The organism is Fontimonas sp. SYSU GA230001 (assembly GCF_040066175.1).
Taxonomy (GTDB): domain Bacteria; phylum Pseudomonadota; class Gammaproteobacteria; order Nevskiales; family Nevskiaceae; genus Solimonas.
Genome location: NZ_JBEAAM010000015.1, coordinates 21,351 through 36,525 on the forward strand (window position 1 = coordinate 21,351; position 15,175 = coordinate 36,525).

The window sequence follows — 15,175 nt, forward strand, 5'->3', positions numbered from 1 at the left end:
GCCCCGCGATGAAGCCCCGTTCGTTCCTTCTGCGCCTGCTCGCCGCGTTGACGGTGGCCATTGCCTCCGGACGATCCGCAGACGCGCAGATCACGCTCGCCGACACGCCCTTGTTCCTCTCCACCTCGGTCACGCCCAACGTCATGCTGCTGTTCGACAACTCCGGCAGCATGGACAACATGATGTGGACGGACGGCTTCGATCCCGGCGTTGCCTACACCGACTGGAGTCGTAGCTGCAATAGCGGGAATTCGTGCTGGAGCGCGAGTGACGGCAACGTGTTCTTAAGCGAGGTTCCGCGCGGCAACTGTCCGAGCGGATACAAGCAGGGACGGCGTTCGAACGGAAGTACGCGTTGCCTGCGTTTGCCGGACCCGGTCGGCAGCGGCAACACCCGCTACAGTGGCGCCTATCTGAACTACCTGTTCGACACCTTTGGACAGAACTGTCCGAACTCCGGCAGTTGCAGCGCCAAAAGCGTGAATCTGACCAGTGGCGTCATTCCTCTTGAAACGCGTCTGATGACCGCCAAGAACGTGTCCACGACGCTGGTCAGTGACAACGCCGAATTGCGCTGGGGACTTGCACGATTCAACCAGCCGGCCGGCAACAACGGCGCTCCAGGCGGCCGTGTCGTGCAGAACTGTGGCGCTCCGATTGCCTCGGTCAACAGCGGCATCAACGGCCTCAATGCCGATTCGAATACCCCGCTCGCCGAAACCTTCTACGAGATCACCCGTTATTTCCGCGGACTGTCGTCCTACTACAACAATGGTGTGAGCTACACCAGTCCGATTCAGTACCGCTGCCAGAGAAACTTCGTGGTCGTCGTGACCGACGGCTTTCCGACCTACGACAATACCTTCCCCAACGACGACCCGGACGATGCCGCCGACACCCTCCGTGCTCTGCCGAACTGGGACAATCTGGCACCGGCGACCACCCAATCGACTTATCCGTTGTTTCCGTCCTATTCGGATGGATTCAAACCATCCGGAGCCGAAAGCGACGAAGCCTACACGCTCTTCCTCGACGATATGGCGAAGTTCGGTTACGACACCGATCTGCGCAAATCCGGCAACGATTTGACTGGCGTCAGCTTCAACGACAGCAGCTTCCGCATCCAACGCTTGCAGACCTTCACCGTCGGGCTCGCCCTCAACAATCAGATGCTGCGCGATGCTGCGGAGTATGGCGGTGGCAAGGCCTATACGGCGAATACTTCAGCCCAACTGCGCGATGCCCTGCAACGTGCGATCAAGGAGATTGCGGCGGTCACCAGCGCTGCCGCATCCATCGCGACCAACTCGACACGGCTGACCGCCGACACGGCGATCTATCAGGCGCGCTTTCGCACCAGCGATTGGAGTGGACAGTTGCTCTCACTACCCATCAGAGCAGACGGCCAGGTCGGCGATCCCTTGTGGGATGCCGCCCAGCAGATGCCATCCGCCAGCGATCGCGTGATCACGACCTACGACCCGACCGCGCCGAACCCAGGAAAACGCTTCCAGTGGAATCAGCTCAACGCCGCACAGAAGGACGCGCTCAACCGCAACACCGCGGGCACCGCCGACGGCAACGGCGAGGCGCGGCTGAACTATCTGCGCGGTGATCGCAGCAACGAGGGTGCAGGGCTGAACTTCCGTGTGCGCAGCGCGATTCTCGGCGACATCGTCAACTCCGATCCAGCGTACGTCGGACAGCAGGATTATGGTTTCGACAAATTGCCGGCCGCTGCCGCAGAGGGCGCAAGCTACGCCGCCTTCCGCAGTAGCGCAGCCTACCGGGGGCGCCCCTCGATGATCTACGTCGGCGCCAATGACGGCATGCTGCATGGATTCCGGACGACCGACGGACGTGAGTTGCTGGCCCACGTACCGAGCCCGGTGTACGGACGACTCAGCGCGCTCACCGATCCGGCCTACAACGGCAATCACAAATATCTCGTCGATGGTTCGATCAAGACCCTCGACGCCTATGTCAGGGGCGCCTGGAAAACCATCCTGGTCGGCGCACTGGGCGGTGGCGGCCGTGGAGTGTTCGCGCTCGATGTCACCGATCCCGCGACGTTCGGCACGGGCAGCGTCATGTGGGAATTTACCTCGGCACAGGATGCCGACATGGGCTATTCATACGCTCAGCCGACGATCGCCCGCCTCAAGGATGGCCACTGGGTAGCGATCATCGCCAACGGCTACAACAGCAGCAGCGGCCGCGCGGTCCTGTTTCTGCTCGATCTCACCGATGGTTCGGTGATCAAGAAGTTCGATACCGGCGTCGGTGGCAACAATGGCCTGTCATCGCCGATTCCCGTGGATATCGACGGGGACCGCATCACCGATCTGATCTACGCCGGCGACCTCAGAGGCAACATGTGGAAGTTCGACCTGCGCAGCGCCAGCTCCGCAGACTGGCGGATCGGATTTGGCACCGCCGCAGCGCCGGAACCGCTATTCACGGCATGCAGCGCAGACCCTTGCACGAATGCCAACCGGCAGCCGATCACTGCACGACCCGAGGTCGGCTTCAACAAGGCTGAGGTGACCGGCTACGGCGGTGTCGTCGTCTATTTCGGCACCGGCCGCTACTTTGCCGTTGGTGACAACAGCAGCGGCGCTCAAACCAACACGTTCTACGGCATTTACGACATCGACGACGGCGCAGTCACCTCGGGTGTCAACGGCCGCAATGCCCTGCTCCGCCAGGAGGTGATCTCGACATCCACGCTCAACTTTCCGAACGGCATAACCGAAGACGTGAGGGTGACCAGCGCGAACAGGTCCTCCGGCGAGCGCGGCTGGTATCTCGACCTGCCCTTGAGCGGTGAACGACAGGTCAGCACGCCGATCCTCCGCAACGGCTCGATCATTTTCACGACGCTGATTCCGAATACCGCGGCCTGCGCCTTCGGCGGCGATAGTTACCTGATGGAGGTCAACGCATTGACTGGAAGCCGTCTCGATGAAACGCCGTTCGACCTGAACCGCGACCGGGCATTCAATTCGGATGATTACGCCGGTGGCTTGCCTGTCAGTGGACGTCGCTCTGTTGCCGGCATCATCAAGACGCCGGCGATCATCTCGGCGGCAACTTTCGAGATCAAACTCGCCAGCGGCACCACGGGCGGCATCGATACCACCTACGAGCCGCCAGCCAGTCCCACAGAAGGAGGGCGGCTGTCGTGGCGGCAGATACGATGAGCCGGCGCGCGCGCGGGTTCTCCCTGGTCGAGTTGATGACGGTCGTTGCGATCGTCGGCATTCTCGCGGCGATTGCGCTACCGAGTTACCAAGCCAGCGTCCGCAAGTCGCGGCGTGCCGACGCTCGCGTCGCGCTGAGCGACACCGCGCAGCGTCTCGAACGTTGCCTGACGCAGTACGGGACTTATGACAACGGCAACTGTACGGTCGCGGAGACCTTCGACAGTCCGCAAGCCTATTACTCGATTTCGGCCAACGTCGCACGCATGAGCTACACGCTCACGGCCACCGCCCAGGGTCGGCAGCTCAAGGATCGCGCCTGTGCCCGCTTCACACTCGACAGCCGGGGCGCCAAGGCGGCGTTCAACGAGGATGGCAACGCCGTGGCCGACTGTTGGTAGATTGCGCAGGCCTCAGACTGATTCTTCCGGCGCAACTCGTTCGCGTGCCCGGATCATCGCGCGCACGTTCTCGGGAATCGGCTGCGCCTTCTGGCGCGTGTAGTCGAACCAGACCACCACGCCGCGCGTGACGGCGATCAGGTGCTCGCCGACGAACATGCCGGCGAGCGTGTTCATGCTGCTGCGACCCAGGCGCGAGATGCGCAAGCCGACGCGCAGCCTAGACGGGTGATGCAGCTGGGCGAGAAAGTCGCATTCGATGTGCGCGAGGATCAGGCCGCGCGACTTCCAGAACTCGGAGTCGGAGCGCATCAGTTCGCCGAAGTAGTCCAGGCGCGCGCTCTCGTCGAAGGTGAAGAAGCGCGTGTTGTTGACGTGGCCAAGAGCATCGAGATCCGCCCAGCGCGTCTCGATCTCGATCACATGGACGAATTCATTGAGCCGGAGACGGTCTTTCATGCCTTGTTTTCCTGCATGCGCGTGACGGCTCGCCGGCGGATCTCGCGCTTGCGTTCCGGTGTCGCGGACGACCACTCGGCGATCTCCGCCAGTGTCCGGCCGCAGCCGGTGCAGACCTGCCGCGCATCGAGCGCGCAGACGCCGATGCAGGGCGATGCAACATCCTGGCCAGACGCGGAACGACCGGACGCCGACGTCATGCGAAGGACGGCAAGATGCGCGGGCACGTCCACCCGCCGGACGCGCGGCGGCGAGCTTACTCGCCGATCACCCGGAACTCGACGCGGCGGTTCTGCGCGCGGCCGTCGGCGGTGTCGTTGGACGCGATCGGACGAAATTCGCCGTAGCCCATCGCGACCAGGCGGCTGCCATCGACACCGCGCGAGATCAGGAACTGGCGCACGGCTTCGGCGCGCTGCTGCGAGAGCACGTTGTTGTAGGCGTCGTTGCCGACATTGTCGGTATGACCGCCGATCTCGATGCGCGTGCCCGGCTGCGCCTTCAGCGACTCGGCGACGGCCTCGAGCGCCGCGCGCGACGCCGAGGTCAGAATCGCATCGTCGTTGCCGAAGCTGACACCGCTCAGGACCATGCCGGTGGCCGCCGGGCAGCCGGTCGCATCGACGGTCACGCCAGGTGGCGTACCGGGGCAACGGTCCGCGGCATCGGGCACGCCGTCCCCGTCCGCGTCCGCCGACAGGTCGATCGCGCAGCCGCGCGCATCGACGGCCGTGCCGATCGGGGTCGCCGGACACTGATCGACGCCATCGAGCACGCCATCGGCATCCGAATCGGTGCCGCAGTCGCTGCGACCGGTGACCGGATCGACGACCGCGAGCGCGCAGCGCGCCGCTGGTGCCGGCGGCGGTGCGTGATCGGCGACGCTGAACAGCGGCGTCAGGGGCAGCTGCAGGCCCAGACCGAGCCGGTAGTCGATCAGCAGGTCCTCGCCGGCCACCGACTTGTTGTTGTCCTGGCCGAGCACGCGCGCCTCGGCGCGCACCGCCAGGCCGTGCCAGTTCAGCGGAATCAGCGCACCGCCCCCGAGGTTGAGGCCGAAATGCTCGTGCCGGCTGCCGGCGACGTCCTCCTGCACGACGCCCAGGCCCGCGAGCACGAAGGGTTTGAAGCGCGGACCGACGCTGGCTTCGCCGCCCCAGCCGAACAGGCCGAAGTCATAGACGAGGTCGAACATCAGCCCGCGCTGGTAGTCCGCCTTGCCGTCGATGTCCCGGTCGCGCTTGAGGGCGTGCAGCGTCGCCTCGGCGGCCCAGTTGGCATAGCCGAACTCAGTCAGCGGCCAACCGAAGCGCGCCTCGCCGCCCAGGCCATTGTCGGACTGACGGGCGCTGTCGTTGAACTCGTAGATGAACGCGCCGCCGACGTACGGAATGTCGTAATCCTCGACGGTCACGGCCTGCGCCAGCCCGGCCCACATCGTCGCCATGGCGGCAGCCGCAATCAGCTTCAGTCGCATACTTCGTCCCCACGTCGGATTGTTCTGTATGAGCCGGCGATGCTACTGGATCGCCGATTGCAGCGGCAACCGGGTTCCGCCTCAGCCGCGCAGGGCGGCGCCGCACTCGGCGATCAGCGCCGGACCGCGGTAGATGAAGCCGCTGTAGATCTGTATCAAGTCGGCACCGGCCGCGCGCTTGGCGCGCGCATCGGCACCGCCGAGAATGCCGCCGACGCCGATCAACGGATAATCCTGCCCCACGCGCTGACGCAGCCGTTGCAGCACGGCGTCGGCCAGCGGGCGCAGCGGCGCGCCGGACAGTCCACCCGCCTCGGCCGCCAGCGGCTCGTGCTCGAGGCCGGGGCGCGTGATCGTGGTGTTGGTCGCGATCAGGCCGTCGATGCCGGTCTCGCGGGCCACTGCGGCGATGCTGTCGAGCTGCGCGTCGGTCACGTCGGGCGCGATCTTGACCATGATCGGCGTGCGCTTGCCGTGTTTCTGGGCCAGCGCCTGCGCCTCGGCACGCAGCGCGCCGAGCAGGCCGCGCAGATGGGCCTCATCCTGCAGGTCGCGGAGATTCTTGGTGTTCGGCGAGGAGATGTTGACCGTGACATACGAGGCCGCCGCATAGACCTTGCGCAGGCAGTGCAGGTAATCGTCCTGGGCGCGCTCGATCGGCGTGTCGAAGTTCTTGCCGATGTTGATGCCGAGCACGCCGCGGTAGTCGGAGGCCGCGACCTGCAGCAGCAGATGATCCACGCCCTTGTTGTTGAAGCCAAGGCGGTTGATCAGGGCCTGATGGGCCGGCAGCCGGAACATGCGCGGCCGCGGATTGCCGGGCTGCGGTCGCGGCGTCACCGTGCCGACCTCGACGAAACCGAAACCCAGCGCCTGCCAAGCGCTCAGGCACTCGCCGTTCTTGTCGAGGCCCGCGGCCAGACCGACACGGTTGGGAAAACGCAGGCCGAGCAGTTCGACCGGCGACGCCGGGACAGGCTTGCTGAACGGCGCGGTCGCCAGCCGCGGAAAACGACGGAACAGGCGCAAGGTCAGCTCGTGCGCGGTTTCCGCGTCGAGCTGGAACAGGACGTCGCGGGCGATGCGGTACATGGTCAGACCGGTGGCGAAGACAGCGCGGCGAAACGCGGCGGTGCGATCCTGGAGCGCACGAACTCTGGCAGCGGCAGCCAGCGCGCCAGCCGCATCCGCAACTGCGTCAGCTCGTCATGCAGCCGGTCCTGCGTCAGCGTCACCGGCAGCCGCGCCAGGCCGCGCGCCAGATCGGCCGCGAGCCGGCGTTTGGAGTCGTTCTCGTACAGTGACCCGAAACTGCCTGCCGCCGCGAATAGCGCGCGCGACAGGTGCAGATAGTCGCGGTTGATCACCACGCCGGCCTGCTGGGTGTTCGACATCAGGTGCAGCACCGCCTGCCCGCGCGCGTGCAGTCCGTCGAGACCGCCGCGGCGCAGTTCGAAGACGAAGTTGCGCTTGGTCAGCGGCGTCACGCCCTTCTTGCGCAGGGTGTCGTCGAGCGCCGCCTTGATCTCGGCACGGCGCGCGGCGTTGGCTTCCGGCTGCGTGCTGACCCGGATCAGGGTATCGGCGAGCATCGAGGTGTCGGCGGTGACCGCGGCTGCGAGATAGTCCCAGACCGCGCCCCATTTGCCGTCGAGCGCGACGACGTTGCCCCAGTCGATCAGGTGCAACGCGCCGTCGGAACCGACCATCACGTTGCCGGGATGCAGGTCGCCGTGCATCTCGCGGTGCACGAAGACGTGATAGAGCAGCGTGTACAACAGGCGCTCGGACACGCTGCGCTGGAAGCGGCGGCGCTCCGCCGAGGGCATGCGCTTGAGCGCGCGCGTCAGGCTCGCGGCATCGGACAGGAACTCCATCTCGATGATGCGCTGGGTATGGCCGTACAGCTCCGGCACCTTCCACATGTTCGACTTGAGGCTGCGCTGGTAGAAGCGCAGGTGGTTCTGCGCCTCCTGCGCGAAATCGAGTTCTTCCATGAAACCGGCGACGAACTCGTCCACCTGCTCCTGCATCGCGCGCAGGAACGGCGTCAGCTTGGAATGCGGCGCCCAGTACTGCGAGGACATGATCGCCAGGCCGAGCACCAGCTTGCCGATCGCGAACTCGCGGTCGATGTTCTGGCGACCGACCTTGATCACGACCGGGCGCAGGACCTCGCGGCCGTCCTCGATGAAGGGCTTCTTGGCGAAATAGACCGAGCCGATCGAACCGGAGCGCACCGGCCGCGCCGGGTCGAAGTCCAGATAGAGCTTGTGCGGCGGCTTGCCATAGCACTCGACGAAGGCCTGCACGACCTCGTCCTCGCTCATCGCCGGCACGTCCTCGTGGAACACCGCCAGCTCGCGGGCGATCTCGTCGGGCAGGAAGTCCGCGTTGGCCGCCGCGACCTGCGCCATCTTCACGAAGAACGGACCGAACTCGCGCACCATCTGCGCGACGATCTGCGCCTGCGCCTTGAAGTCCTTCGGATCGGCCTGGAAGAACGGCTTGATGTAGCGCAGCGCACGGATCTGCCGGCGCACGATCAGCACGTCGTTGCGGATCAAGGCCGCGCGCCGCAGGATCTCGTTGAGCTGCCACTGGTTGAAGCGCCGACCGGCCTTGAGGATGTTGACGATCTCGACCAGCAGCGGCTCGTAGGTACGGATCACCAGCCGCACCATGTCGAGTGTCAGCTCGCCCAAGCCCTTGAGCTCCGGCGACGAGAACAGTTCGTTGAAGAACTGCCAGAACTCCTGGACCAGCTGCTCGGGCACCGGCACCGGCGAGCGCGCGACGACCTGCTCGACCATGAAGCGGATCAGGTCTTCGGTCGATTGCTCGTTGGGAATCAGATGGCGGCTGCGCAGATAGGCGGTGAGCCGCTCGGTCTGATGCAGCAGAGGGTGCCGGTAGAGACCGTCGAAGGCGCGGTCGATCGCATCCCCGAGTTCGTCGCGGGTGATGTCCGGCTCGGCGGCCAGCAGCCGCAGCAACGGACCGAAGCCCCTGGAGACCTGGTACGTGGAAACGGTGAGCGTGCGCAGCTCGCGCAGCAGTCCGGCCGACGCCTTGTCGTCCTTCGCCATCAGGGCAGATTGAGCATGTGGCCCAGCTTGGCCGCCTTGGCCGCGAGATAGCGCTCGTTGTGCGGGTTGCGTCCGCTCTCCAGCGGCACGCGCTCGACCACTTCGATGCCGTCGGCGCGCAGCGCGTCGAGCTTGCGCGGATTGTTGGTCATCAGGCGGATGCGCAGCAGGCCGAGCTGGCGCAGCAGACCGACGGCAACGCCGTATTCGCGGGCGTCGGCCGGAAAGCCCAGCTGATGGTTCGCCTCGACCGTGTCGGCACCCTGATCCTGTAGCGCGTAGGCGCGGATCTTGTTGCCCAGGCCGATGCCGCGGCCTTCCTGGCGCAGGTACAGCACCGCGCCGCGCCCCGCCTCGGCGATGCGCTGCAGCGCCGATTCGAGCTGCGCGCCGCAGTCGCAGCGCTGCGAAAACAGGGCGTCGCCGGTCAGGCACTCGGAGTGGACCCGGACCAGCGGCGGCTCGCCGGACAGCTCACCGAGCGCCAGCACGACATGCTCCTTGGCATCGGCGCCGCGGAACACCAGGATGCGGAACTCCGCGAACGGCGTCGGCAGCCGCGATTCGGCAATCAATTCAAAGGGCTTGGCGGACTTCGGCAAGTGGGGCTCGCTTGATGGCCGGCGGCGCTGGTGCGCCTGGCCATTGGTATCCAATGTCGCGGGGACCGGAGTGTACCGGTCCCCGCGCTTGAAAGGCAGCCGCCTTAGGCGCCGAACCAGTTCTGCCCGCAGACGCGCAGCGTGCGGCCGTTGACCCCCGCGGCGGCCGGCGACGCGAGGAAGGCGACCGCCTCGGCGATGTCCTGCGGCAGACCGCCCTGCGACAGCGAGTTGATGCGACGGCCGACCTCGCGCGGACCGACCGGCATCGCCGCCGTCATCTGCGTTTCGATGAAGCCCGGGGCGACCGCGTTGATCGCGCCGCCGCGCTGGGCCAGCGTCTCGGCCATCGCATCGACGTAGCCGATCACGCCCGCCTTGGTCGCACCGTAGTTGGTCTGGCCGGCGTTGCCGCCGATGCCACCGATCGACGAGATGCAGACCACGCGCGCGCCGCCGTTCAGCCCCTTCTTCAGCAGCCCCTCGTTGATGCGCAGGATCGCGGCGAGGTTGATGTTCAGCACCATGTCCCACTGCTGCGGCGTCATGTTGCGCAGCATCTTGTCACGCGTCACGCCGGCATTGTGGACGACGATGTCCAGGCCCTCGGTCTCCGCGGCGATGCGCTCGGCCGCGTCCGGCGCGGTGACATCCAGCGCCAGCCCGCGCCCGCCGATCTTCGCCATCGTCTCGCCGAGCGCACCTTCCTGCGACGGATGGTCCATGCCGATCACCCGCGCGCCCTCGCGGGCCAGCACCTCGGCGATCGCCGCGCCGATGCCGCGCGCCGCGCCGGTCACCAGCGCCGTCTTGCCCTGCAGGCTGCCGGGCAGCGCCACGGCCGTGGCCTTGGCATGGGCGCCGACGGTCAGCAGCTGGCCGGACACGTAGGCCGAATGCACGCTGAGGAAGAAGCGCAGCGGCGCGTCGAGCCAGCCCTCGCCGCCGGTTTCCACTTCGATCAGGTTGCAGGTCGTGCCGTTCTTGCCGACTTCCTTGGCCAGCGAACGGACGAAGCCGCGCAACGCGGTCGCTGCGGTCTTGCGGCCCACGTCGATGCAGGACTGCGGCGCGCGCGACAGGACGAGGATACGGCCGTTGCCCGGCACGTTGCGCACCAGCGGCTGGAAGAAGTCATAGACCTCACGCAGCTGCGCCGGGGACGCGACTCCGCTGGCATCGAAGACCAGCGCCTGGCTGCGCGGCTCGCCGCTGTCGGGTGCCGGATTGCCGGCCAGCGCCACGGACATCTGCGCGGCGGCCGCCTTGATCGGCGCCAGTCCGGCGTGCTCCGGCACGATGCGCAGGATGGCGCCCATGCCGCTCAAGGCCTTGAGCAGGGGCGCCGCGAGTGCCGCACCGCTGTCACCGCCGAGCACGACCGGCGTCGCCTCCAGGGGCCGGTCGGCCCAGGGTGCATCGGCGCGGCGCAGGCGCGGCGGTGTCGGCAGACCGAGCATCGACGCGAGGCTCTTGCCGAACGGGGAATGGGTGAATTCGAGATAGCGATCGTTCATCGCCCGGACCTCTGCAGTGGGGAAAGTCTTGAGGCTGCGGATTATCGCAGCGCACCGATGCCGGCGACACGGCGCCGGCACGCACCGCCACCGCCCCCACCGCCATTGACGCGCCGCGGGCTCTGAAGGATAGTTCGCCGTCCGTGGCTTTCGGGCCACTCGCGTCGGCGCCCGGTGTCCGGGGGAAGATCGCGGCAGACCGCCGTGGCAGGACAGCGCCGAGCCTCGACAAACACTTTCTGGAGGGTTGGGAGCATCCATGAGCGCAAAAGGCTTGACCATGTCCGTGGTCGCCGTGGCCGTCGCCGCAGGAACCTATTTCGGGCTTGAAGCCGCGTTCCCGCCCGCTGCCAGCAAGAATGCCCGCGACTCGAACGGCGCCGCCGTCGATCGGGTGTTCAAGGGAACCCTCGACACCTCCAGGCTCAGCGGCGCCGAGGCCGCGCAGGCGGTCGTCGAGCAAGAAGCCGGTACCGCAGATGCCGGCGCGGGCACGGAAACGGCGGACAGCGGCGGCTACGCCGAGGAATCGGATGGCAGCGCCGTGGACACCGCCCCGGCACCGGCCGCATCCACGTCCGCGGATGACTCGGCCTACGCGCCGGAACCGGAACCCGCACCGACGCCGCTGCCGACGCCGCGTCCCGAGCCGGTCACGCCGGCCGCCAAGCCCGCACCCGCCAAGCCGGACGGCGCCGGCGCGGCGGCCCCCGCCCCCAAGCTCGCGCAGTGGTGGGGGCCGGAAGCGGACGACCGGCTGTCGATCGTGTACGCTGGCTCGGCCGCGTACACGCGCGCCATCGTGCTGATGCTCAACGGCGCCTTCGACGACACCGCGTCGATCGAACAGAACGTGCGCGTCACCGACGCCGCGGGCAAGACCGTCGCCGGCAAGTGGCAGATCGGCGCCAACAACAAGCGCATGCTGCTGCTGCCGGTGGACAAGCCCGGCATCTATACCGTCAGCGTGAAGGCCGACTTGGCCGACCGCAGCGGACGCAAGCTCGGCAAGGCGCAGAAAGGGCCGGTGCGCGTGCAGTAGCCGCCGCCCGCGTTTGCGCAGCTCAGGCTGTCGGATCGGGCCGCCCGGCGAAGTGCCGCGCGGCCCGATCGCGTTTCAGGACGACGTGCCGGTCGCTGCGTGCTCCTGCAGCACGTAGGTCGTGACCAGCCCGTCGATGCCACGCACGGCACGCCGCCGTCGCGTCGCCGGGAGCGACTCGCCGCTTTCGAGCAGCGTCGCCTCGTCGATGTGGATCTCGCCGTCGGCGGCCTTGTCGCACAGGCGCGAAGCGAGGTTCACCGCCGGCCCGACGGCCATGTATTCGTAGCGTCCGCCCTCGCCGACGATGCCGACCGCGACGCTGCCGCTGGCGACGCCCACGCCCAGGCCGAGCTCGCCCGAATAGCGCTTGAGGATCGGCCGCACGCGCGACTGCAGGCGACGCGCGAGGCGGATCGCGCGCTGCGCGCGGTCCTCGTATGGAACCGGCGCACCGATGAGGATCAGCGCGCCATCGCCGGCCAGGTCCTTCACCGTGCCGCCGAACTCCTGCGCGGCCGAACCGACGGCCGCATAGAACGAGCGCAGCAGGCGCATGACCTGCTCCGGCGTGTGCGCCTGGGCATGACGCGTGAAACGGCGGATATCGACGCTGACCACCGACACGTCGCTGCGCTTGCGCGCCATCGCCTGCCGCAAGCCACGTTCACGGACCAGCTCGGCGACCTGCGGCGACAGGAAACGGGCCATGAAGCTGCCGCGCGCACCCAGGATCATGTAGTAGCGCAGCGAACCGAACAGGAACATCACCTCGCCGACCGCGAGCGCCAGCGGCGAGACGCTCGACGGCAGCACCAGCGCCACCGCGAGGAACGGCATCGCCGCGAGCGCCGCGAGGATGCGGATCTGCTCGGCGCGATCCGGCCGGCGCAGCATCAACAGGACGCCGGCCGTCATCACCAGCGCGCCGGCGCCCAGCATCGGCAGCAGAAACAGTGCGAACATCGGGTCCGGGAACCGATGTTCGGCGACGGCCAGTGCCAGTTCCCGATAGCGCAGCTCCGGCAGCAGTGCCACGAATCCCGCGTAGCTCGCCGACAGGATCTGGGCCGCACGGATGAGCTTGTCGCGGCGCGGCGAACCGGCGGCATCCGGCACGGTCTGCGACACCCGCAGGCCCCACTCGCAGGCCGCGACGAAGGTCGCCGAATCCAGCAGACCCACGCCGCGAACCCACCACGGCAGGGGCGACAACGCGATGGCCGAAGCGGTCTGCGCATTGGCGTACACCGCCACGCCCAGCAGACCGAGGAACAGCCCGAGCCAGCGGCTCGTCGGCGTCGCGCGGTCGGTGAGCCAGAACGCGAGCCCCATGCCCAGGGCGATGATGGCGACAACCTCGTGTCCGCTCGTCATGGCGGTGCTTGGATCGGGAAAATGGCGGCTCACTGTAGCCAAGTTGATTTTTCCGTGAATCTCGATGCCGATCGGCGGACCGTGCGGCGCCGCTAAACTGTGCGCCCATCACGCCCGCCTGCCCATGCTGCTCGGACTCAAGAACGTTTCACTGCGGATCGCCAACACGCAATTGCTGGACCAGGTCGATTTCACGCTCGAGGCGCGCGAGCGCGTCTGCCTGGTCGGCCGCAACGGCGCCGGCAAATCGACACTGCTGCGCGTGATCGCTGGCGAGCAGGCCATCGACGACGGCGAGATCGTCCGTGCGCAGAACCTCGTCGTCGCGCGTCTGCAGCAGGACGTACCCGCCGCTGACGCCGGCTCGGTGTACGACATCGTCGCCGATGGGCTCGGCGAGCTGGGCCATCTGGCGGCGCGCTACCACCGGCTGGCACATGCGACGCAGCCCGACCTGGCACAGCTGGCCCGACTGCAGGCGCAGATCGACGCCCATGGCGCGTGGACGGTGGAAAACCGCGTGCAGGCGGTGATCTCGCGACTCGATCTGCCATCCGACGCGGCGTTCGCATCGCTGTCCGGCGGGCAGAAGCGCCGCGCCCTGCTCGGCCGTGCGCTGGTCGCCGAACCGAACGTCTTGTTGCTCGACGAGCCGACCAACCATCTCGACATCGCCAGCATCACCGCACTGGAAGATCTGCTCGCCGACTTCGATGGCGCATTGATCTTCGTCAGTCACGACCGCGCCTTCGTGCGCCGGCTGGCCACGCGCATCTGCGACCTCGATCGCGGCCGGCTGAGTTCCTGGCCGGGCGGCTGGGATGCCTATGTGAAGGGCAAGGCCGAGGCCCTGCACGCCGAGGCGCGCGAACAGGCCCTGTTCGACAAGAAGCTCGCGCAGGAGGAGGCCTGGATCCGCAAGGGCGTCGAGGCGCGACGCACGCGCAGTGCCGGCCGCGTCAAGGCACTGCTGCAGATGCGCGAGCAGTTCCGCCAGCGGCGCGTGCGCGAAGGCGACGTCCATCTCGTCGTCCAGGACGCGGAGCGTTCCGGCCGCCTGGTCGTGGAGCTGAACAACGTCAGCCACGGCTACGGCGACCGCGTGCTGATCCGCCGCCTGTCGACGCTCGTCCTGCGCGGCGACAAGGTGGGCATCATCGGCCCCAACGGCGCCGGCAAGACCACCCTGCTCAACATCCTGCTGGGCCGCCTCACGCCGGACAGCGGCGAGGTGCGTCTGGGCACCAAGCTGGAGATCGCCTACTTCGACCAGTTGCGCAGCCCGCTGCGCGACGAGGACAAGACCGCGATCGACGCGATCGGCGATGGCCAGGAGTTCATCGAGATCAACGGCGCACGCAAGCACGTCATCAGCTATCTGCAGGACTTCCTGTTCACACCGGATCGCGCACGCGTGCCGGTGCGCGTGCTGTCCGGCGGCGAGCGCAGCCGGCTGCTGCTCGCGCAGCTGTTCTGCAAGCCGTCGAACCTGCTGGTGCTCGACGAGCCGACCAACGATCTGGACATGGAGACGCTGGACCTGCTCGAAGAGCGCCTGATCGAGTACGGCGGCACCGTGCTGCTGGTCAGCCATGACCGTGAATTCCTCGACAACGTGGTGACCCGCAGCCTGGTGTTCGAGGGGGATGGCCGCATCGGCGACTACGTCGGCGGTTACGCGGACTGGCTGCGTCAGCGCCCGTCCCCTGCACCCGCGCCGTCCGCGCCGAAGCCACCGGCCGCCGCGCCGCCATCGACGGCGTCGCGGCTGAGCACCAGGGACCGGCGCGAGCTCGACGGCCTTCCGCGCAGGATCGAGCAGCTCGAAGCCGAACAGACCGAACTGGCCGCACGCATGACCGCCCCCGGCTTCTACGAACAGCCGCGCGAATCGATCGCGGCTGTCGAACAGCGCCTGGCGCAGATCGAGCGCGACCTCGCCGCCGCTTACGCGCGTTGGGAGGCGCTGGAGGCCCTGCGCTGAGACACGGCTGCGCCGATGCGGTCA

At 67.5% G+C, this 15,175-nt stretch carries 12 protein-coding genes; 4 read left to right on the forward strand and 8 right to left on the reverse strand.

Features of this window, described 5'->3' with window-relative positions:
* Nucleotides 1-8 precede the first annotated feature (8 nt).
* Nucleotides 9-3,203: a PilC/PilY family type IV pilus protein gene (locus AAG565_RS09190; protein ID WP_348819287.1), complete on the forward strand. Its 3,195-nt coding sequence runs from the start codon at nucleotides 9-11 to the stop codon at nucleotides 3,201-3,203.
* Nucleotides 3,200-3,604 carry a type IV pilin protein gene (locus AAG565_RS09195; RefSeq protein ID WP_348819288.1) on the forward strand — a complete coding sequence of 135 codons (405 nt, stop codon included), beginning with the start codon at nucleotides 3,200-3,202 and terminating at the stop codon, nucleotides 3,602-3,604. The genes AAG565_RS09190 and AAG565_RS09195 overlap by 4 nt, the downstream gene beginning before the upstream one ends.
* 12 nt (nucleotides 3,605-3,616) lie before the next feature.
* On the opposite strand, the gene AAG565_RS09200 is transcribed toward AAG565_RS09195, so the two are convergent.
* From AAG565_RS09200 to AAG565_RS09230, 7 genes are all read right to left on the reverse strand, one after another.
* The gene (locus AAG565_RS09200; RefSeq protein ID WP_348819289.1) at nucleotides 3,617-4,063 is read right to left on the reverse strand and encodes a thioesterase family protein; all 447 of its coding nucleotides are present in this window, start codon (nucleotides 4,061-4,063) and stop codon (nucleotides 3,617-3,619) included.
* Nucleotides 4,060-4,263, reverse strand: a complete 204-nt coding sequence (locus tag AAG565_RS09205; RefSeq protein ID WP_348819366.1) for a DUF1289 domain-containing protein — start codon at nucleotides 4,261-4,263, stop codon at nucleotides 4,060-4,062. The genes AAG565_RS09200 and AAG565_RS09205 overlap by 4 nt, the downstream gene beginning before the upstream one ends.
* A gap of 56 nt (nucleotides 4,264-4,319) precedes the next feature.
* The gene (locus AAG565_RS09210; RefSeq protein WP_348819290.1) at nucleotides 4,320-5,540 is read right to left on the reverse strand and encodes an OmpA family protein; all 1,221 of its coding nucleotides are present in this window, start codon (nucleotides 5,538-5,540) and stop codon (nucleotides 4,320-4,322) included.
* 81 nt (nucleotides 5,541-5,621) lie between these two features.
* The gene (locus AAG565_RS09215) at nucleotides 5,622-6,632 is read right to left on the reverse strand and encodes a quinone-dependent dihydroorotate dehydrogenase (protein ID WP_348819291.1); all 1,011 of its coding nucleotides are present in this window, start codon (nucleotides 6,630-6,632) and stop codon (nucleotides 5,622-5,624) included.
* 2 nt (nucleotides 6,633-6,634) lie between these two features.
* Entirely contained in the window at nucleotides 6,635-8,629 is a 1,995-nt protein-coding gene (locus AAG565_RS09220) for an AarF/ABC1/UbiB kinase family protein (RefSeq protein ID WP_348819292.1), read from the reverse strand.
* Nucleotides 8,629-9,231, reverse strand: coding sequence for a GTP cyclohydrolase II (gene ribA / locus AAG565_RS09225; RefSeq protein ID WP_348819293.1), 603 nt, complete (start codon nucleotides 9,229-9,231; stop codon nucleotides 8,629-8,631). Before ribA ends, AAG565_RS09220 begins: the two co-directional genes overlap by 1 nt.
* A gap of 104 nt (nucleotides 9,232-9,335) precedes the next feature.
* Nucleotides 9,336-10,748, reverse strand: a complete 1,413-nt coding sequence (locus AAG565_RS09230; protein ID WP_348819294.1) for a 3-oxoacyl-ACP reductase — start codon at nucleotides 10,746-10,748, stop codon at nucleotides 9,336-9,338.
* Between the two features lie 259 nt (nucleotides 10,749-11,007).
* On the opposite strand from AAG565_RS09230, the gene AAG565_RS09235 reads away from it, so the two are divergent.
* Nucleotides 11,008-11,790, forward strand: a complete 783-nt coding sequence (locus tag AAG565_RS09235) for a hypothetical protein (RefSeq protein ID WP_348819295.1) — start codon at nucleotides 11,008-11,010, stop codon at nucleotides 11,788-11,790.
* 75 nt (nucleotides 11,791-11,865) lie between these two features.
* Here the strand turns inward: AAG565_RS09235 and AAG565_RS09240 are convergent, their stop codons facing one another.
* Nucleotides 11,866-13,167 carry an adenylate/guanylate cyclase domain-containing protein gene (locus tag AAG565_RS09240; RefSeq protein ID WP_348819296.1) on the reverse strand — a complete coding sequence of 434 codons (1,302 nt, stop codon included), beginning with the start codon at nucleotides 13,165-13,167 and terminating at the stop codon, nucleotides 11,866-11,868.
* 124 nt (nucleotides 13,168-13,291) lie between these two features.
* Between AAG565_RS09240 and AAG565_RS09245 the strand changes: the two genes are divergently transcribed.
* On the forward strand, nucleotides 13,292-15,151 hold the full coding sequence (locus AAG565_RS09245; RefSeq protein WP_348819297.1) for an ATP-binding cassette domain-containing protein: 1,860 nt from the start codon (nucleotides 13,292-13,294) through the stop codon (nucleotides 15,149-15,151).
* Nucleotides 15,152-15,175: the final 24 nt, after the last annotated feature.